The following is a 19,759-nucleotide window of genomic DNA, read 5'->3' as shown; positions in this document are numbered from 1 at the left end:
CGGCTTAATCTAAGTAGTTTTTCTCAAACACGCCCGGCGGCATTTGATTGATTTGAAACTGAATCATTTGGTCAAATGCCGTTAGCAAAGGGCTAAAGTCGCCATCACGCTCTAACAAGCTAAGTAAATGATAGCCAGCTTCAACGGTTGAAAGGCTATTTTCACTGGGTGCTTTGCGAATTCGGTAATTACCCTTGAGATCTTTCGGTAAATGAACCGTGTTCAACGCATGCAAGTTACTCGATACTTGCCACATCTTGAATGCTTTCTTCCACGTGCCATCCAATAAAATCACACGCAGCTTCTTATTGGGAGATGTCGCCGACTCAACTGAAACAGAGTTTTCGCTTGGGTATAAAATCACATGTTGATACTGTTCATCGCACAACAATGCGTTGAGTTGTTCGTTGTCTGAAAAGTCTTCGCCAACAAACGTCACGCTGTTATTAAGAGATAACGAGAGAATACGCGCTGTTCCCATCGGACGATGCTCTTCTGATGGGTGCTGAAGAATGATAAGCTCAACATTCGATTCGAGTGGTGTAACCCACTGACAAATACAAGCTTTCAAAGCCTTGCTGCATTGGGGGCAATAACGAGACATGGATTTAATGTGTACCCTGTTTTAATTTTCATTTCACTTTTATGCGTCTTATTCCAATTTGAGCCAATACAAGCTTGGGTCGTTTGGGATAGCAATGCGATTGCCGATGGGCAATGGTGGCGAATCCTAACAGGAAACTTTTCACATACCAACTACTCGCATCTTCTGATGAATCTAGCAGGCTTGTGGATCATCAGCTACCTGTTTCAACCGAGTAAAAAACAGCTTGTTGTTGCTTTGCTTGTGATCAGTTTAGTGACTGGCGTCGCTCTGTTGTTTTCAAGTATTCAGATCTACGTTGGCCTATCTGGCACTTTGCATGGGTTGTTTGGCTTATTCGCGCTCAGTGAGGCTTTAAACGGTAGGAGATCAAGTTGGCTGTTAGTATTGGGATTAATCGCTAAAATCGCTTGGGAGCAGCTTATTGGCCCTTCTAGCACCACTGGCGAACTGATTAATGCTCGTGTCGCCATTGAAGCCCACCTAGCAGGTGCACTGGCTGGAGGCTTCATGGCTGTCGTGTTATTTATAACGGATAGAAAAACGAATCAAAGTTGAATTCTTTCGCGGTTCTTTTCAACCGTCGCTTCACCTATCCCTTTGACACTCACCAAATCATTAGCAGTAGTAAATGCCCCGTTCTGATCTCTGTAATCGACGATTTCTTTGGCTTTCTTGTCACCCACGCCAACCAATAGTGCTGAAAGTTCTTCTGCCGTCGCGGTATTGATGTTGACCGTAATCTCAATGCCTTCGTAAAGCTCAGCCTTGGTTGGGCTGTCTGCAAACACGGCAGGGCTTAAGAGCATCAGAAATGAAAGAATTAGTGTTGAATATATCGTGCGCATAAATAGTTCCTTTGTTCAAAAAACGTAACTTATGCATTTGCCGCGCTAGATAACACAATCACCAGATAAAAATAAAGCGGATCACCTAAGTGACCCGCTTCGTTATACATCTTATTTTCATCAGCTTGTTTGTTGGCTCACAAATCTGAATTAAAGCCTAACAATCACGTGTTGATTTCAGTAGTAAGCTCTAACTTGAGCTTGCTACTGAGGTAATCAAACGCTTACTGACCTTGACCCACTACGTAGTATTCAACGTCTGCGTTTTTACGAAGTACGTTTAATACGTTAGTCAGGTCTTGCTGGTTACCAACTCGCTCCAACTGTGCACCAATTTGAGTGCTGTAGGCTGGGTTGATCTCAGCCGTTACTTTAGAAAGCTCAACAACAACGATATTACCGTCTTGGTCTTTAGATTGACCGAACACAGCTTGACCTGCTTCTGGTTTCGCTAGAGCGAATACAGATGCCGCTAATGGCGAGTTACGGTCAATCGTTTCAAGTTCAGTGAACTCAAGGTTGTTGTCCGCTAGTACTGCTTCATTGCCTTGCTCAAGTTCGTTCACTAGAGAAACACCTAGCTCAACCGCTTGCTGCTCTGCTTGTACAGCAGACAGTGCAGCGACAACTTGATCTTTCACTTCAGCTAGAGGAAGAACTGTCTCATCACGAGTCTCTTCTACACGAACAACAATTACGTGCTCAGGTGCAACTTCGATAACTTCCGAGTTTAGACCGTCTTCTTTCACTTCAGGGCTCAAGATAGCTTGCATAACTGCAGGCGTCATCAGAACTTCTGGAGCGTCAACTTGAGAGATGAAATCTGTCGTTGTGATCTTCGCGTTGATAGCTTCTGCAGAATCAACTAGAGAATCTGGGAATTCAAACGCTACTTTTTCTAGCTCAGTTTGTTGCTCGTAGAACTGATCAACTGCGTGTTGGTCTAGAAGCTCTGTCTTAATCTCTGCCGCTACTTCAGTGTAAGGCTGAGCTTGAGACGCTTTTAGTTCGTCTAGCTTGATGATGTGGTAGCCGAAATCAGATTTAACTAGGCCAGTAGTATCGCCAATATTCTCAAGAGCGAAAGCCGCGTCTTCGAATGCAGGGTCCATAACATCGCGCTCAATCCAACCTAGGTCACCGCCAACGTCTGCACTACCGAAGTCGTCAGATTTCTCTTCCGCTAGCGTAGCAAAATCAGCGCCTGCATTTAGCTCGTCTAGGATTGCCTGAGCTTTCGCTTCGTCATCGCCTTGAACTAGGATGTGGCTAACTTTACGTTGCTCTTCCGTTGAGTACTTGTCTAGGTGCTCTTGGTAGTATTTCTGTGCTTCTTCATCGCTTACTTCAAGCTGAGACTTAAGCGCTTCAGCAGAAAGCTCAATGTAAGATACCTTAGCTTGCTCTGGACGAGTGTAAGCTGCTGGGTTCTCTTGGTAGTACTGTTCGATTTGCTCGTCAGTTAACTCGATGTCTTTTGCAAGGTCAGCAACAGACAGTGTCACTGTGCGAATGTCACGAGTTTGTGCGATAAGCTTGCTCTGAGTATCGATTTCGCCCTGAAGAACGAATTCACTGCCTTGAAGTGCAGTCACAAGCTGGTTGCGCATAAGGTCACGACGCATGTATTCAGCGAAGCTCTCTGCGCTGAAACCTGCACGACGTAGTGCCGATTGGTAAACTTCTTGGTCGAATTGACCCGCCGTTTGGAACTGAGGCATTTCTAGAATCATGGTGCGGATTTGAGAATCACTGATTCGTAGGCCTAGAGACTCAGCTTGCTGCTCAAGCAGTACGTCATTGATCATGCGATCAAGTACTGATTTACGGAAAGACTCTACGTAAGCAGGGTCTGCAAGCATTTGCGCGAAGTAATCGCCAAGTTGAGACTGCATACGATTACGTTCGTTTTGGTAAGCCTGTTCGAACTCACCACGAGCAATTTCTGTGTTGCCAACTTTAGCTGCTGCGTTGTTACCGCCACCGGTGATGTAGCTGCCTACACCTGCGAATACGAATGACAGGATAATCAACCCAAGGATAATTTTTACCGCGATGCTATTCACGCCTTCGCGTAATCGATCCATCATAATTTAAGTGCTCTCCGGATATGAAGCATTGGCTTCAAAATAAAAATCTATTCACGCGATATTATCAGAAAAAGAAATGCGCATCAGTAGGATGCGCATAATTTAAATAAGTTCAATGTGCTTTGTACACATACTGTTTAAGAATGAAACATCATTTTTCAAACAGTAAACGCATTTTACTGCCTTCCCCTCTTAAATGGAGGTTTCAGCAGTGAAAATTAGTTACATGCGTCTTTAAGTGCTTTACCCGCTTTGAAGCCAGGTACTTTAGCTTCTGCGATTTGGATCTCTTCACCAGTTTTTGGGTTACGACCTGTACGAGCAGCACGAGTACGAACACTGAAAGTACCAAAGCCAACAAGTGCAACTTGGTCACCAGATTGTAGCGTTGTGCCAACTGCTTCGATGAATGCGTCTAGAGCGCGGCCAGCTGAAGCTTTAGAGATGTCTGCGTTTTCTGCGATTGATTCTACTAGTTGTGTTTTATTCACTGTTTTTCCCCTATGTGTCATCTGTGACTACTTCTGATGACTGTACGTTCCATTTTGGTTTTAATTTAGCCGCAAGCCTTATTGCAAAAGGGCTGCCGCTTTGATCAATAACTTAGCGTCCAAAAAAAACGCTGACAAGCCTTTTCGGGCCTATCAGCGTAATTCTTTACTTATTTTTGCTATGCATCACTATTTTTTCACGTCAAACTCGACCCCTGACGGATCTCGTTCTAGCGCGACTTTGAGTACTTCATCAATCCACTGAACCGGGATCACCTTCAAGTCAGCGATTACGTTGTCTGGAATCTCTTCCAAATCACGCTCATTGTCTTTAGGGATCAGTACAGTTTTGATGCCGCCACGGTGTGCAGCAAGCAGTTTTTCTTTCAAGCCACCGATAGGTAAAACTTCACCACGAAGGGTAATTTCACCTGTCATACCGACCTCTGCTTTAACCGGGTTACCCGTCAAGCTAGAGACAAGTGCAGTACACATTGCGATACCCGCACTCGGGCCATCTTTCGGTGTAGCACCTTCTGGTACGTGAACGTGAATGTCACGTTTTTCGTAGAAATCTGAGTTGATACCCAGTTTTTCAGCACGAGAACGAACCACTGTCATTGCCGCTTGAATCGACTCTTTCATCACGTCGCCAAGTGAGCCAGTTTGCGTTAGCTTACCTTTGCCCGGCATTGCTTCGGTCTCGATAGTCAGTAGATCACCACCCACTTGAGTCCACGCTAGGCCTGTTACTTGACCGATACGGTTGCTTTCATCCGCTTTACCGAAGTCGTGGCGTTGAACACCTAAGTACTCTTTCAGGTTATCAATGTTAACCGTTACAGACTTAAGATCGCTGTCTAGCAAGATGTTCTTCACTGCTTTACGACAGATTTTTGAGATTTCACGCTCTAGGCTACGTACACCCGCTTCACGCGTGTAGTAACGAATGATGCCGATGATTGCAGAGTCTTCAATCTCAATTTCATGAGGCTTAAGACCGTTGCGTTGAACTTGCTTGTCCAGTAAATGGCTCTTAGCAATGTTCAGCTTCTCATCTTCTGTGTAACCAGATAGACGAATCACTTCCATACGGTCCAGTAGAGGCCCAGGAATGTCCATCGAGTTCGATGTTGCCACGAACATAACATCTGACAGATCGTAATCTACTTCTAGGTAGTGATCGTTAAATGCGTTGTTTTGTTCTGGATCTAGAACTTCTAGAAGTGCTGAAGATGGGTCGCCACGCATATCAGAAGACATCTTATCGATCTCATCTAATAGGAACAGTGGGTTCTTAACACCAACTTTAGACATCTTCTGGATCAGTTTACCCGGAAGTGAACCGATGTACGTACGACGGTGACCACGAATCTCAGCTTCATCACGAACGCCACCAAGTGCCATACGCGTGTACTTACGACCCGTTGCCGCAGCAATCGAACGACCTAGCGAGGTTTTACCTACACCAGGAGGACCAACAAGACAAAGGATTGGGCCTTTTAGCTTGTTGATACGGTTTTGTACTGCCAAGTATTCAAGAATACGTTCTTTAACACGCTCTAAGCCGTAGTGGTCTTCGTTTAAGATCTCTTCCGCTTTCGCTAGATTCTTTTTCACTTTTGAACGCTTAGCCCAAGGAACGCCCACCATCCAATCAATGTAGCTACGTACTACTGTTGCTTCAGCAGACATTGGCGACATCATTTTCAGTTTTTGCAGTTCTTGCTCGGTTTTTTCACGAGCTTCTTGAGGCATCTTAGAGTCTTCGATCTTCTTCTTCAGAGTCTCGAATTCATCAGGAGCGTCGTCCATCTCGCCAAGTTCTTTCTGAATCGCTTTCATTTGCTCATTCAGGTAGTACTCACGCTGAGATTTTTCCATTTGCTTCTTAACGCGGCCACGAATGCGTTTTTCAACTTGCAAGATGTCAATTTCTGACTCCATTTGGCCCATCAAGAATTCCAGACGTTCAGTCACATCTAAGATTTCTAGAACGTGCTGCTTGTCTACCAGTTTAAGTGGCATGTGTGCAGCAATCGTATCAGCAAGGCGAGCTGCCTCATCAATACCGTTCAGAGATGTTAGAACTTCTGGTGGAATCTTTTTGTTCAGCTTAATAAAGCCTTCGAATTGATTGATCGCGCTGCGAACAACCACTTCTTGTTCTTTTTCGTCAAGTTCTGAGGTTACAACGTATTCTGCGTCCGCTAAGAAAAACTCACTTTCTTTGAATTGGTGAATTTTTGCACGCTGCTGACCTTCGACAAGCACTTTAACAGTACCATCAGGGAGCTTTAGTAACTGAAGAATGGTAGCGACAGTACCTACTTTAAATAGGTCGTCAATTGAAGGCTCATCAGTGTCCGCTTCTTTCTGCGCTACAAGTAGTACTTGTTTGTTAGCTTCCATTGCCGATTCAAGGCAAGTAATCGATTTTTCACGACCAACAAACAATGGAATAACCATGTGTGGGTAAACCACTACATCACGTAGAGGTAGCACGGGGATTTCGATACGCTCGGAACGTTCCAAGTTCATATATTTCTCTCTTCCGCTTTAACTTATAAAGCAGTATATGGGGCTTAAACGACTGGATTCAATGGAAGAATAAAAAAAAGGAGGTAATTGCTTACCTCCTTTTTCAATTTGAGTGACTTGTCTAAAAAAGACCTACTCTGCAACAGCTGCTTGGTTATCTGAGTTGCTGTAAATTAATAGTGGTTCTGACTCACCATTAATTACCGACTCATCAATCACAACCTTGCTTACATCAGTTGAAGATGGCAGTTCGTACATAGTTTCTAGTAGAACACCCTCCAAGATAGAGCGTAGACCACGAGCACCCGTTTTACGGTTCATTGCTTTCTTAGCAATGGCACGTAAAGCGTCTTCACGGAATTCTAGCTCTGTATCCTCAAGCTCAAATAATGCTGCGTACTGTTTTGTAAGTGCATTCTTTGGCTCACATAGGATTTGGATTAGCGCTTCTTCATCAAGCTCTGTCAGTGTTGTTGTCACAGGTAGACGACCAATGAATTCTGGAATCAGACCATATTTCACTAGATCTTCAGGTTCTACTTGAGTGAACAATTCACCGATAGTTTTGGTTTCATCTTTTGAACGCACTTCTGCGCCAAAGCCGATACCTGAACCTGTTTCTACACGCTGTTCAATCACTTTATCTAGGCCTGCAAACGCACCACCACAGATAAATAAGATCTTAGACGTGTCCACTTGCAAGAACTCTTGCTGTGGATGCTTACGACCACCTTGAGGTGGAACTGAAGCTACTGTACCTTCAACAAGTTTTAGTAGAGCTTGCTGTACACCTTCACCAGACACGTCACGCGTGATTGATGGGTTTTCAGCTTTACGAGAAATCTTGTCGATTTCATCGATGTAAACAATGCCGCGTTCCGCTTTCGCTACGTCGTAATCACATTTCTGAAGCAACTTCTGGATGATGTTTTCAACATCTTCGCCCACGTAACCCGCTTCGGTTAGTGTTGTTGCGTCTGCCATTGTGAAAGGAACGTCTAGGAAACGAGCCAATGTTTCAGCCAGTAGTGTTTTACCACTACCAGTAGGACCGATAAGAAGAATGTTACTCTTACCTAGCTCTACGCCTTCAGCTGTCGTATCACCATTACGTAAACGCTTGTAGTGGTTATAAACTGCAACTGCTAGCACTTTCTTCGCGTATTCTTGACCGATTACATAGTCGTCAAGATGCTCACGAATCTCACGCGGCGTTGGCAGCGATTCCGATTCTTTCTTAGGAAGAACATCTTTAATTTCTTCACGAATAATGTCGTTACAAAGATCGACACATTCATCACAAATGTAAACAGAAGGACCTGCGATTAACTTGCGAACTTCGTGTTGGCTTTTGCCACAGAAAGAGCAGTAAAGCAGTTTACCGCTACCACCCTCTTTGCTTTTATCTGTCATTCGCTAACCTCTTAGCCTTAACTCTCTATGCTTGAGTGTATATCAATTTGAATCACTTTGCGTTAAACAATTGCCCTGCAATTATTGACCGCGGTGATTAAGAACTGAATCCACCAAGCCGTATTCTACTGCTTGATCAGCAGACATGAAGTTATCACGATCTGTATCGCGCTCAACAACTTCTAGAGGCTGACCAGTGTGCTCTGCCAATAGTTTGTTTAGCTTTTGTTTGATCGTTAGGATCTCTTGCGCGTGAATTTGAATATCAGACGCTTGGCCTTGGAAGCCGCCAAGTGGCTGGTGAATCATTACACGTGAGTTTGGAAGCACGTGACGCTTACCAGGAGTACCACCCGCTAGTAAGAATGCACCCATAGAGCAAGCTTGCCCCATACATACTGTGCTCACGTTTGGCTTGATGAACTGCATTGTGTCGTAGATAGACATGCCTGCTGTTACGCTACCGCCAGGTGAGTTGATGTAAAGATAGATATCTTTGTCTGGGTTTTCTGATTCCAAGAAAAGCAGTTGAGCCACGACAAGATTTGCCATGTGGTCTTCCACTTGACCTGTTAAGAAAATGATACGTTCTTTTAATAGACGAGAATAAATATCGTAAGAACGTTCACCACGGGAAGTCTGTTCAACCACCATAGGAACTAGTGCGTCCATAATCGATGGCATTGTATTTTTTTCTTGGTAGCTCATATTCTTATGTCCCTAAAATAAATGGCCCGAATGATTAAATCATACGGACCATTGTTAGCAGAATTGTTGACCGTACGTCAACCTTCTACGTCAGATATTACTATATTAAGCAGGTTGCTGATTCATTAGCTCGTTGAAGCTAACTTCTTTATCAGAAACTTGAGCTTTAGCGATGATTGCATCAATAGCTTGCTCTTCTAGAGCAACGTTGCGCATGTTGTTCATCATTTGCTCGTTTTGCTCGTAGTAAGCAATAACTTCTGTTGGATCTTCGTATGCTGTAGCCATCTCTTCGATGATAGCTTTAACTTTCTCGTCGTCAGCTTTTAGCTCTTCAGTCTTGATTACTTCACCAAGTAGAAGACCTACAACTACGCGACGTTTAGCTTGCTCTTCGAACAGCTCACGTGGAAGTTGGTCAGCAGCTTCAGTGTTGCCACCGAAACGTTGAGCAGCTTGTTGACGTAGAACACCGATCTCTTGATCGATTAGAGCAGAAGGTACGTCGATGTTGTTTTCGTTAACTAGACCGTCGATAGCTTGCTCTTTGATGCGGTTCTTAACAGCTTGCTTAAGCTCACGCTCCATGTTCTTACGAACTTCAGCTTTAAGACCTTCAACGCCGTCAGTTGCGCCGAACTTAGCAACGAATTCTTCGTTTAGTTCTGGAAGTTCACGAGCTTCAACTTTGTTCAGCTTGATAGAGAACTTAGCTGCTTTACCTTTTAGGTTTTCAGCGTGGTAATCTTCTGGGAAGTTTACGTCGATTTCGAATTCCATACCTGCTGTTTTACCAACGATACCGTCTTCGAAGCCAGGGATCATGCGACCAGCGCCCATCTCTAGTGGGAAGTTCTCAGCTTTGCCGCCTTCAAACTCTTCACCGTCGATAGAACCAACGAAGTCGATAGTTGCACGAGAACCAGCGTCAGCAGCAGCTTCAACTTCAGTCCAAGTTGCTTGTTGCTTACGTAGAGTTTCGATCATCTCTTCAACGTCAGCTTCTTTAACTTCTACTGCTGGTTTCTCAACAGTGATGTTTTCTAGACCTTTCAGCTCAACTTCTGGGTAAACTTCAAAAGTTGCGTTGAATACTAGGTCAGCGCCTTCGTTGTTTTCAACTGGTGCGAAAGTAGGTGCGCCAGCTGGGTTGATTTTCTCTTTAACGATCGCTTCGATGAAGTGACGTTGCATTACTTCGCCCATCACGTCTTGACGTACTGCTTTGCCGTACATTTTAGCAACCATCTTCATTGGCACTTTGCCTTTACGGAAACCATCGAAACGACGGTTTTTCGCGATGTTGCGTAGTTCAGCTGTAACTGCATCTTCGATGTTAGCAGCAGGAACAGTAATATTAAGACGGCGCTCTAGGCCTTCTAGCGTTTCAACAGTAACTTGCATTATATAAACCTCAAAACTGGCTCAGTAATCTGAGCATATGAGCCGTAACTTAGCTTTAATTCAAAAGCAGACGTTGTTGGCTGCATCCTTGTGTAGTGCTCTATCCGAACACCTAATTTAAAATCGAGCATTGATGTCTGAATTGATTATTCAACCAAACACCAGACTAATCAGCGATATCTTCGTTCTTCACACGTCGATTAAAACGCAATAAAGCTTGTTTTCAGAAACAAGAAAGGTATCTCCGATTAGCCTCAGGACAGAAATTTTAGACGCGACATTCTAGCGATCTGTTTAATCTCTGTCGAGCCGTTCACCTCTGCATGATGATGAATGCTCTAAATTCGTCCAACTAAGTGATACAAAAACGATCAAATCATCACTTAGCACAACAGAAATGGGGACAATAGCGACTTTTTCAAGGGAATCGAGGGCTTTTTTTGCTAAAAACCTTAAAAAGAGATCTTGCTCTTGTTTTACCCCTCAGAGTCGATAACTTTTTCAACAATCCCCGTTACAAACCCTTAACCTACATCCATCTGTTCACTCTCTGCTTTCAGCAAAAACTACCGCTATTTGCTACCATAAACGAGAGAAGACAGGCTTGATTGTTTACCAAAGAAATCAGCGGAGAGCCTTCATGTTTCAAGCTTTTAAAATCCCAATACTGTTAATGGTCACATACAGTTTACTGATGGTGTTTGGCGGTCATTGGGTGTGGAGCACGAGCCATGAAAGTTTGTTAAATGATCATCAATCTAAGCTGGACCGCTTTTCTGTTCATATTTCAAGCCAATTGGATAAGTTCGCGCACATTCCCGAGCTGCTTTCAAAAGACAAAGAGCTGGTCGATGCCCTGCACTCTCCAAGTAACTCTGCGCAAATCGAACTCACTAATCGTTATCTAGAGCACGTAAACTCGGTGATTCAAGCATCCGACACCTACCTACTAGACAGTATCGGCACCACCATTGCAGCCAGTAACTGGAATCAACCGCGTTCTTTTATTCGTCGTAACTTTGCTTTCCGCCCCTACTTTCAAGAAGCGATTATTGGCAATGAAAATCAATATTTTGCGCTAGGTTCAACCTCTGGAAAGCGAGGCTATTATTATTCTTACCCCGTCTCCTATGCCGCCGAGATTATTGGCGTCATTGTCGTAAAGATGGATTTATCGCTGATTGAAGCAAGTTGGAAAGGCAAACAGAGTTTTTTTGTTGCTGACGATAAAGATCAAATTGTATTTATGTCGAGTAACCCTGAGTGGCTGTTCAAAAGCCTTCAGCCGCTAAGCGAAGTACAACACACTCGAATTCAAGAAAGCAGGCAGTATCTCGATACAAAAATAGAAAGCCTGCACTTCTCCGGCGATTTAGACAGTGCCACCAGTCGTATTGAGTCGCCACACAAACTCGTCCAAGAGCAGTTCTTTAGTTCTTCGCGTTTCCTAGCCGAACCAAGACTCACCATACGGGTATTTTCTCCAACCCACTTAGTTTGGTGGGACTTGGTTGCTTACCTTGTTGTTTTGAGCCTAATCTTTGCGATTATTTATCTAACAATGCAGCTCAACCACCATAGACAACAAAGACGAGCACAGATAGACAGGCTGCAATCCGAAGCCAAGCAAAAACTCGAATTTCAAGTGCTTGAACGTACATCGGAGTTACATGTTGAGATCAAACACCGTATCGAAACCGAGCATGTTCTGAGGCAAACCCAAGACGAGCTCATCCAAGCCGCCAAACTAGCAGTGCTAGGGCAGATGTCAGCGAGCATCAGTCACGAACTGAATAACCCGCTTGCCGCGATTCGCAGTTATGCCGACAACGGCCGATTGTTTCTTGCCAAAGAAAAAACCGATCGTGTCGATGACAATCTATCGCGAATCTCGGCACTCACTGATCGTATGGCGAAAATCAGCCACCAGCTTCGCTCGTTCGCCAAAAAATCTACTGCGGAAGAGCTACACACCTTACAAATACTCCCAGTTTTACATTCATCGAAAGAGCTGATGAAGCCACAACTCAAGAGCGAGCGAGTTAAGGTCAACGAACTCCCTGAGACCTTTGATGCTTGCGTGCTCGCCAACGCCATTCAACTGGAACAGGTGATCATTAACCTGCTGACCAACGCGATTCAGGCGGTGGAACAACAAGATGACAAACAATTAGCTATTCTGTTAGAGATTAGAGAGTCCGACCATCAACAGGCCAATACCTTGTTGATTCATGTCGATGATAACGGCCCCGGCTTCACCTCCCCTTCGAACGGAAACTTTTTTGAACCCTTTCATACCACCAAGAAAAACGGACTTGGACTTGGACTATCGATTTCTCAACAAATAATCAGCGGAATAAATGGCAAGCTCGTTACCGGTAGTAGCCCTCAAGGCGGTGCTCGATTCAGCATAGAGCTGCCCCTTGTTGAACAAGAACAGCAAGCAAAAACTCAGCAATAACCAGAATACAAAGAAGTAAAGGAATCACTATGTGTCACGTCTATTTCATTGATGATGAATCCGACCTAAGAATGGCGATAGAACAGAGCTTCGAGCTCGCTAACATTGATGCCGAATTCTTTCCCGACGCGGAGTCTGCTCTGCTCGCGATTCAAGAAAACGGCTTACCTCACGTGATCATCACTGATATCTGTTTACCGGGTCTATCCGGGCATGATCTGCTCAACACCGTAATGCACAAAGACAAAGAGATCCCTGTGATCATGATTACTGGTCACGGCGATATTTCAATGGCCGTTCAAGCCATCCAATACGGCGCCTATGACTTCATTGAAAAACCTTTCGCTAATGAACGCCTAGTCGAAACCACTAAGCGAGCGATAGAAAAACGTCAGCTCACCCTCGAGAACCTTGAGTTAAAACGTTCACTTAAAGCCAGCCAAGCACTTGGTCCAAGGATCATTGGTGACACGCAATCAATGACGGAGCTGCGGTCTATCATCACTCACGTTGCCGATACCAATGCCGACATATTGCTATTTGGCGAAACAGGCACTGGCAAAGAATTAGTTGCACGCTCTCTGCATGAACAAAGCAGCAGGCGAGAACAAAACTTCGTCGCAGTCAACTGCGGCGCAGTACCTGAAAATCTGATTGAGAGTGAACTGTATGGCCATGAGAAAGGGGCATTCACTGGCGCAGAAAGCAAACGTGTCGGTAAATTTGAATTTGCTCAGGGCGGAACTCTATTCTTAGATGAAATTGAGTCCATGCCAATGCAGGCACAAATTCGCCTGTTGCGCGTCTTGCAAGAACGCGTCATCGAAAGGGTTGGGTCTAATGGTTTAGTCCCTCTAGACATTCGAGTGATTGCGGCAACTAAAGTCGACCTAAAGAAAGCCGCTGAAGAAGGCACTTTCCGCCAAGACCTCTATTATCGACTCAATGTTGTGACCTTAGATTTACCGCCGTTAAGAAGCCGACAAGAAGATATCCCAGCACTCTTCCACCACTTCCTACTGGTCGCTGCGGCGCGTTATGGCAAGACTGCCCCTGCCCTTCCACAAAAGGAGCTGCACGCACTTTTGGCTCATGATTGGCCGGGAAATGTTCGAGAATTACGTAATACTGCAGAGCGTTTTGTACTTTTAGGTAAGCTTTCTCACTTATCAGACAGCGCCACTGAAACTACTCAAGAACTGTCTTTGGCAGAATTGGTATCTGACTTTGAAAAAAATACGTTGAAGCAGGCACTTATTGAATGCAATGGCAGTATAAAAGAGACCATGGAGAGGCTGCAATTACCGAGGAAAACCCTCTACGATAAGATGCAAAAGCACCAGCTAACGAAAGAATCTTATAAGGTAGAACCAAACTAAATTAGATTTGGGAGCAAGATCACATATACTTATTTCGACAACAGGATGTTATGCAATAAATATAATAAGGAAGTGGTTATGGGTGAGAAAACAAAAGTGCCATCGATTACCGATACTTTCGAGATAGATGGTATTTTTTATGCTGACAATCATGTCGATCTACACACGCCAGAATTAGAGGCAAAACGCGCTTTGTATGAGCAGATAAAGCCTCATTCAAATCGTGGCAGAAATATAGATGAGGAGGTCTAGCGACCTCCTCATTTTTTATGGATTAAATTCCATGTCAGTGAATGACTCAAATAGCTACTTGGTTATGATCTCTGGTCCCATCAAGGTGGTTGGTAACCATGTTGATACCCAAGGTACGTAAGTGACGATAATCAGGAATAAGAACATCACCCCAACCCACGGCAATGCGGCTTTTACCACGTTCATCATCGACATCTTCGCGACACCTGCGGTCACAAACAAATTGAGCCCGACAGGCGGCGTTATCATCCCTATCTCCATGTTCACCACCATCATGATACCTAGGTGAATTGGGTCGATACCGAGCGCAATTGCAATTGGGAATACCAAAGGAGCAACGATGATCAGCAAGCCTGATGGCTCCATGAACTGCCCACCAATCAAGAGTAAAACGTTTACTACAATCAAAAAGGTGATCGGACCCAAGCCCGCAGATAGCATAGACTCAGTGATCATTTGAGGAATGCGTTCTTCGGTCAGTACATGCTTAAGAATCAGAGCATTGGCAATGATAAACAGCAGCATGATCGTCAGCTTGCCTGCATCGTAAAGTGTGTCTTTGGTGTCTTTATGGAAAAACGTTTGGAACACCTTAACCAAAGCAGGCTTTGTATTGTTCTTGTCAGCGAAAGGCCCCATATCTTTATAGATAAAGTTGGCAATGAAGAAGGCATACACCGCAGCCACTGCCGCCGCTTCTGTCGGAGTAAAGATGCCGCCGTAGATACCACCTAGAATGATGACAATCAGCAGCAAGCCCCAGCTCGCATCTTTCGCAGCTGCGAACATCTCGCCCCAGCCCACAAATGGCTGTGCCGGAATCTTCTTAATACGTGCTGCGATGTAGATAGCAATCATCAACATCACACCCGCCAGCAAACCAGGAATAACGCCACCTAAGAACATACGACCTACCGATACATCGGTCGCAGCCGCGTAAACCACCATCACGATGGACGGTGGAATCAAGATCCCCAACGTACCTGCGTTACAGATAACCCCTGCCGCGAACTCTTTTGAGTAGCCGTTTTTGATCATACCTGCGATAACGATACTACCGATCGCCACTACCGTTGCAGGAGATGAACCAGAAAGGGCTGCGAACATCATACATGCCACAACCGACGCCATCGCCAAGCCGCCGCGGAACCAACCCACCATCGCGATAGCAAAACGGATAATACGTTTCGCCACGCCACCAGTAGACATAAAGCTAGAGGCCAAGATAAAGAAAGGAATCGCTAAGAGTGTGTAGTGGCCTGCAAATGCATTAAACAGCGTTTGTGCGACTGAAGCTAATGACGCATCTGAGTGCATCAATAAGAATATTACGCTCGATAAACCGAGGGAAATTGCAATTGGTACACCGACCAACATGAAAGCAATTACCATTAAAAATAGAAATAACATTGCCATGATTAGTCTTCCTTACCGTTAGATTTTGTACTCGACTCATTCGCTTTGTTCTGCGGAGTCGAATTCAATACCGCTGTTGCATCTTCGTCAGGGCCCGCTAGCACGTCTGCTTTCAGCGCATCCAGCTCTTCTTCGGCTTCGTGTCCTGCAATCATGCGGTCAAGCTTGCCTGTGACGACTTGGTAAGCAACTTGAGCAAAACGGAACGTTAGCATTGCCATACCAATCGGCAGCGCCATATAAGGAATAAAACGTGGCAGTTTCTCGTATCGCTCGCCTTCATTCAGCCAGTCAGCAAGAAACTGAAGCATCTCTGGCATTGGAATATCGTCGGTCTCGTACCATGCGCGATCGGTCGCGAATGGGTACCAATAATTCCAAGAACCGATAAGAAGTAAGATTGAAAATGCTAGGCAGCTTGTCACGGCGATGAGCGCATACACTTTGCGTAGCTTTTCTGGGGCAAGGTTGATGATCACATCAACACCAATGTGGAAGTGTTTTTTAACGCCATAAGATGCGCCCACTAACACCATCCAAGCAAACATGAACACGGTCAGTTCCAGTGCCCATAAGATGTTGTCATTGAATGCGTATCGAAATACCACGTTGGCAAAAGTAAGTAGCGTCATTGCGCCAAGGAAAAATGCGATTAGTGACTCTTCAATCACATCCGTAACTCTTCCGACTTTGGAAAAAAGAGAGGTTTCCAGTGCTGATTCGCTAGAATTTGGTTGTTCCATTTGAGGCTTTTCCATAATTGACTCCGCTTATAATTGTTTTAATAAGGAGTGACGAATACTCGCCACTCCCTTAGCGGTGTTATTGGTTTGAAGCTAACGCTGCATCGATAAGGTCTGAACCGATGTCTTTTTCAAACTTCTTCCATACTGGTTGAAGTGCAGCTACCCATGCTTCACGCTGTTCAGGCGTAAGTGTACGAACCTCACCACCCGCTTCGATGATGTTGTTTTTGTTCGCTAGGTTAACTTTTGAAGATTCTGCGTTACGCGTCTCAGACACTTCTTGAACGATAGTGCCAAGCTGTGTGCGTACATCTTCAGGTAGGTCTTTCCAGAAGTCGTTTGACGTTACAACTAGGTAATCCAAGATACCGTGATTAGTTTCGGTCACGCCGTCTTGTACTTCAAAGAACTTCTTACCGTAGATGTTTGACCATGTGTTCTCTTGACCATCGATAACTTTAGTTTGCAAGCCACCGTACACTTCTTTGAAAGACATCTTCTGTGGGTTAGCGCCTAGTTGTTCAAACTGAGCCACCAATACATCCGATGCTTGAACACGGAATTTCAAACCTTTTGCATCTTCAGGGCTGATAAGAGGTTTGTTCGCCGACATCTGTTTCATGCCATTGTGCCAAAACGCAAGACCTTGCAGGCCACGACGCTTCATCGCGTTCTTCAGCTTTTCACCAGATTCTGAGTTTTGGAAACGGTCAACGGCTTCTACGTCTTCAAATAGGAAAGGAAGGTCAAAAATGCGGTATTTCTTAGTGAACTTCTCAAATTTTGACAGCGATGGCGCCGCCATTTGAACATCACCATTTAACAGGGCTTCCAGTACCTTATTATCATCGTAAAGTGTTGAGTTAGGGAAAACTTGCATACAAGCTTTTCCATTCATTTCTGTGTTTACTCGCTCTTCCAGTAAAGAAGCGGCGATGCCTTTCGGGTGCTTATCGGTATTGGTTACATGACTGAATTTAATCACGATTTCACCAGGGTCACAGTTTGCAGCTGCATTAAAACTTGTGAGCGCCAGAGCAGATACAGACAGCAGGGTAAGAGGCTTAAACATTATTATTCTCCTTAGTAAACAAAACAGCCCTTCAATGGGAACTGCGTGCATTCACTAAGGCAATTAGCGCGCCACATTGACACAAATCATTAACAACCCTTTAACCATAAGGCTTCATGATATCTGCCTGCTGCAATCACCAACTCGCTGCAAAAATCAATGGGTGGGAAATGACACATAGAATATTTGTAAATGGGTGGGAGTTGACCAACGCATCACTAATGGATACGGCCGAATGAGGTCTGACCAAGAGCCACATTGCCGATGATACCTTGAAGTAATTTCGACCTATCCTGTAGAGTGCTGCACAACTTAGTCAGATTTACTGATCCACTACTTACCAAGAGTTGCTACCCATGAGTCAGATCTACCATCACCCAGTACAGATTTACTACGAAGATACCGATCACTCAGGTGTGGTTTATCACCCTAACTTTCTTAAATACTTTGAGCGTGCGCGCGAGCATGTGTTGGGCAGCGATAAACTGGCAGAGTTGTGGAATGAACATGGACTGGGGTTTGCGGTGTATAAAGCTAATATGACCTTTCAAGACGGCGTTGAGTTCGCAGAGATCTGCGATATCCGAACCTCTTTTGAGCTCGATGGCAAATACAAAACCTTATGGCGACAAGAGGTATGGCGTAAAGATGCAACCAAACCTGCCGTGATTGGTGATATCGAGATGGTTTGCCTAGATAAAGACAAACAACTTCAGCCTGTACCCGCAGAAGTATTAAAAGCGATGCTTCGCGAAACGAGTTAGCCAATATTACGAATGGCTGAGAGCGAGCCGTGTTCAAGATTAGAAGCTAAAGGTTCTAGTGTAACGAACGTAAACTCAGCCAAGTAGCTTCGATTTGGGGAAGCACTTAATCTCTAATTGCATAGGAAGCGTTGCACCACCAAGCGTCACGGCAAATCGAAACTGGTTATCCAGCCTTCCTAAACTGCATTGCCAATCTGTTGAAGTATTGTCATTTTCCGCAGCATCCAACCCTACACCGTTATGGACAATGATTCCTCCATGTAACTCTGGTCGTAAACCCGACGAATGAACTGGCAGCGTTTGTTGAGTTAGATTGGAAAAATCGAACGAAAAACTTTTCAATGATGTGACCAACCCCTTACCTGTCGCTTTGATGTACGACTCTTTCAGTGCCCACAAATCAAAAAAACGTTCTCTTTGAGATACCTCATCCAGCTCGAGTAAATCGTTAATCTCAAATTCCGAAAAGTAATGCTTCATGATCGCCGCGATGTTGGTCGAGCTTCTTGCATGTTCTATATCCACCCCAAGCTGTAGTGGTTGCCCTTTCGTTCGGCAGACAGCAATCAGTAAATGATCTTGACTGTGGCTAATATTGAAATTCAGTCCGGTTTTGTGTTGCTGCTCTGCAATCAAGCTTGGTTTGCCTTTTTCACCATACTCAAATCGCCACTCTTCAGCCGTCAAATCAGAGTAGATCGACAGAACCTCTCGTAAGTAGTTACGAACATAGAGCGCTTGGATCTGAGATGAAGGCATTCGATAACGCTCAACCTTAGCGACTTCATCGTCGGTCAGTTTCTGTTTAAGGCACGACACATGATCAGTACCTTCATCCAAATTGCTTAGAGAACAAAGCCACAAATCAACGACTGGTGTTTCCATCTTTTGAGCACTCACTTCTTAAAAATCACTATTCATAAAGCCATCAATAAAACATCAAAACGAACAAATTTAACTCACCTATGTTTTGAGAGAAACATAGAGAATTTGGGCAGGAAACACCCTTCATATGCGGACTTAAAACTAATTTTTCAAATAATAACAAATTAAAACACAGATCACACTTAGCCTTACGGAACAGGCATCTATTAAATGTTACTTACAAAAATCTGACATAGATCTCACCAAGTAAAAAAATAGAGTATAAACACTAAAAAACTACTCATATCCATTAATTATCAATAAGTTAATTTCATTAAAAATACAAAAAACAAAAGTTCAGTAAAATCATCTGGTCTGAACAGATCATAGTGGCCTCTGGGAGCATTGTATCGGCCACTCACCTCGGGTAGCCTGCTCAACCATTAAACAAATTCACACGTTTTTATTGCGGATACCTGCTTTGCATAAAGCAGTACTTTGGACAGGATTTAAATGGACATTAACCTCACATTCGAATACCCCCTTCACGCATGAAACACGTTCTCAACGTCTGCAAGTCAATGAACTTCGCACCCCCTATTTCAGTCAGGTGGCCAACTTTCGGCAGCCTTACTCTTCAGCTGCGTTTGCCCAAATCTGTTTCAGATTTATTTTCGATTCAATTAAAAGCGCAGCCTCAAAA

Annotated in this window: 17 protein-coding genes and 1 pseudogene; 5 read left to right on the top strand and 13 right to left on the bottom strand. The window is 44.4% G+C overall.

Annotation, left to right across the window (positions count from 1 at the left end; translation table 11 throughout):
* Window positions 1-4: 4 nt before the first annotated feature.
* Window positions 5-604, bottom strand: a complete 600-nt coding sequence (locus BCU07_RS03010) for a tRNA-uridine aminocarboxypropyltransferase (RefSeq protein ID WP_017060615.1) — start codon at window positions 602-604, stop codon at window positions 5-7.
* Between the two features lie 9 nt (window positions 605-613).
* On the opposite strand from BCU07_RS03010, the gene rrtA reads away from it, so the two are divergent.
* Window positions 614-1,162, top strand: coding sequence for a rhombosortase (gene rrtA, locus BCU07_RS03005; RefSeq protein WP_102429108.1), 549 nt, complete (start codon window positions 614-616; stop codon window positions 1,160-1,162).
* On the opposite strand, the gene BCU07_RS03000 is transcribed toward rrtA, so the two are convergent.
* From BCU07_RS03000 to BCU07_RS02965, 8 genes and pseudogenes are all read right to left on the bottom strand, one after another.
* Complete coding sequence (locus BCU07_RS03000) at window positions 1,153-1,452, bottom strand: ComEA family DNA-binding protein (protein ID WP_102429107.1); 300 nt, start codon at window positions 1,450-1,452, stop codon at window positions 1,153-1,155. The genes rrtA and BCU07_RS03000 overlap by 10 nt on opposite strands.
* A 224-nt stretch (window positions 1,453-1,676) precedes the next feature.
* Window positions 1,677-3,542, bottom strand: a complete 1,866-nt coding sequence (gene ppiD, locus BCU07_RS02995) for a peptidylprolyl isomerase (RefSeq protein WP_102429106.1) — start codon at window positions 3,540-3,542, stop codon at window positions 1,677-1,679.
* 218 nt (window positions 3,543-3,760) lie between these two features.
* Window positions 3,761-4,054 (bottom strand): HU family DNA-binding protein, encoded by a 294-nt coding sequence (locus tag BCU07_RS02990; protein ID WP_012604504.1) that lies wholly within the window; start codon window positions 4,052-4,054, stop codon window positions 3,761-3,763.
* A 168-nt stretch (window positions 4,055-4,222) separates the two neighbouring features.
* The gene (lon, locus tag BCU07_RS02985; RefSeq protein WP_017060619.1) at window positions 4,223-6,574 is read right to left on the bottom strand and encodes an endopeptidase La; all 2,352 of its coding nucleotides are present in this window, start codon (window positions 6,572-6,574) and stop codon (window positions 4,223-4,225) included.
* A 132-nt stretch (window positions 6,575-6,706) separates the two neighbouring features.
* Window positions 6,707-7,987, bottom strand: coding sequence for an ATP-dependent protease ATP-binding subunit ClpX (gene clpX / locus BCU07_RS02980; RefSeq protein ID WP_009847283.1), 1,281 nt, complete (start codon window positions 7,985-7,987; stop codon window positions 6,707-6,709).
* Between the two features lie 81 nt (window positions 7,988-8,068).
* Window positions 8,069-8,695: an ATP-dependent Clp endopeptidase proteolytic subunit ClpP gene (gene clpP / locus BCU07_RS02975; RefSeq protein ID WP_004736080.1), complete on the bottom strand. Its 627-nt coding sequence runs from the start codon at window positions 8,693-8,695 to the stop codon at window positions 8,069-8,071.
* Window positions 8,696-8,800: 105 nt separating this feature from the next.
* Window positions 8,801-10,099: a trigger factor gene (gene tig, locus BCU07_RS02970; RefSeq protein ID WP_017065881.1), complete on the bottom strand. Its 1,299-nt coding sequence runs from the start codon at window positions 10,097-10,099 to the stop codon at window positions 8,801-8,803.
* Between the two features lie 294 nt (window positions 10,100-10,393).
* Window positions 10,394-10,576, bottom strand: a pseudogene (locus BCU07_RS02965) (hypothetical protein); the annotation flags it as partial.
* Window positions 10,577-10,739: 163 nt separating this feature from the next.
* On the opposite strand from BCU07_RS02965, the gene BCU07_RS02960 reads away from it, so the two are divergent.
* From BCU07_RS02960 to BCU07_RS02950, 3 genes are all read left to right on the top strand, one after another.
* On the top strand, window positions 10,740-12,560 hold the full coding sequence (locus BCU07_RS02960) for a sensor histidine kinase (protein ID WP_102429105.1): 1,821 nt from the start codon (window positions 10,740-10,742) through the stop codon (window positions 12,558-12,560).
* 29 nt (window positions 12,561-12,589) lie between these two features.
* Window positions 12,590-13,939, top strand: coding sequence for a sigma-54-dependent transcriptional regulator (locus BCU07_RS02955; RefSeq protein ID WP_102429104.1), 1,350 nt, complete (start codon window positions 12,590-12,592; stop codon window positions 13,937-13,939).
* Window positions 13,940-14,017: 78 nt separating this feature from the next.
* The gene (locus BCU07_RS02950) at window positions 14,018-14,191 is read left to right on the top strand and encodes a hypothetical protein (protein ID WP_017060624.1); all 174 of its coding nucleotides are present in this window, start codon (window positions 14,018-14,020) and stop codon (window positions 14,189-14,191) included.
* 54 nt (window positions 14,192-14,245) lie between these two features.
* Here BCU07_RS02950 and BCU07_RS02945 read toward each other — a convergent pair whose 3' ends face one another.
* From BCU07_RS02945 to BCU07_RS02935, 3 genes are all read right to left on the bottom strand, one after another.
* Window positions 14,246-15,607, bottom strand: a complete 1,362-nt coding sequence (locus tag BCU07_RS02945; protein ID WP_017060625.1) for a TRAP transporter large permease — start codon at window positions 15,605-15,607, stop codon at window positions 14,246-14,248.
* Between the two features lie 2 nt (window positions 15,608-15,609).
* Complete coding sequence (locus tag BCU07_RS02940; protein WP_029235189.1) at window positions 15,610-16,365, bottom strand: TRAP transporter small permease; 756 nt, start codon at window positions 16,363-16,365, stop codon at window positions 15,610-15,612.
* Window positions 16,366-16,429: 64 nt separating this feature from the next.
* Window positions 16,430-17,425: a TRAP transporter substrate-binding protein gene (locus tag BCU07_RS02935; protein ID WP_016788636.1), complete on the bottom strand. Its 996-nt coding sequence runs from the start codon at window positions 17,423-17,425 to the stop codon at window positions 16,430-16,432.
* Window positions 17,426-17,781: 356 nt separating this feature from the next.
* Here BCU07_RS02935 and BCU07_RS02930 point away from each other — a divergent pair, with 356 nt between their 5' ends.
* Window positions 17,782-18,189, top strand: a complete 408-nt coding sequence (locus BCU07_RS02930; protein ID WP_102429103.1) for a thioesterase family protein — start codon at window positions 17,782-17,784, stop codon at window positions 18,187-18,189.
* A 75-nt stretch (window positions 18,190-18,264) separates the two neighbouring features.
* On the opposite strand, the gene BCU07_RS02925 is transcribed toward BCU07_RS02930, so the two are convergent.
* Entirely contained in the window at window positions 18,265-19,077 is an 813-nt protein-coding gene (locus tag BCU07_RS02925) for a 4'-phosphopantetheinyl transferase family protein (RefSeq protein ID WP_102429102.1), read from the bottom strand.
* Window positions 19,078-19,759 lie beyond the last annotated feature (682 nt).

The sequence above is a fragment of the Vibrio sp. 10N.261.54.E10 genome, assembly GCF_002877735.2.
GTDB lineage: Bacteria > Pseudomonadota > Gammaproteobacteria > Enterobacterales > Vibrionaceae > Vibrio > Vibrio crassostreae_C.
This window is presented reverse-complemented; position numbering and strand designations above follow the sequence as displayed.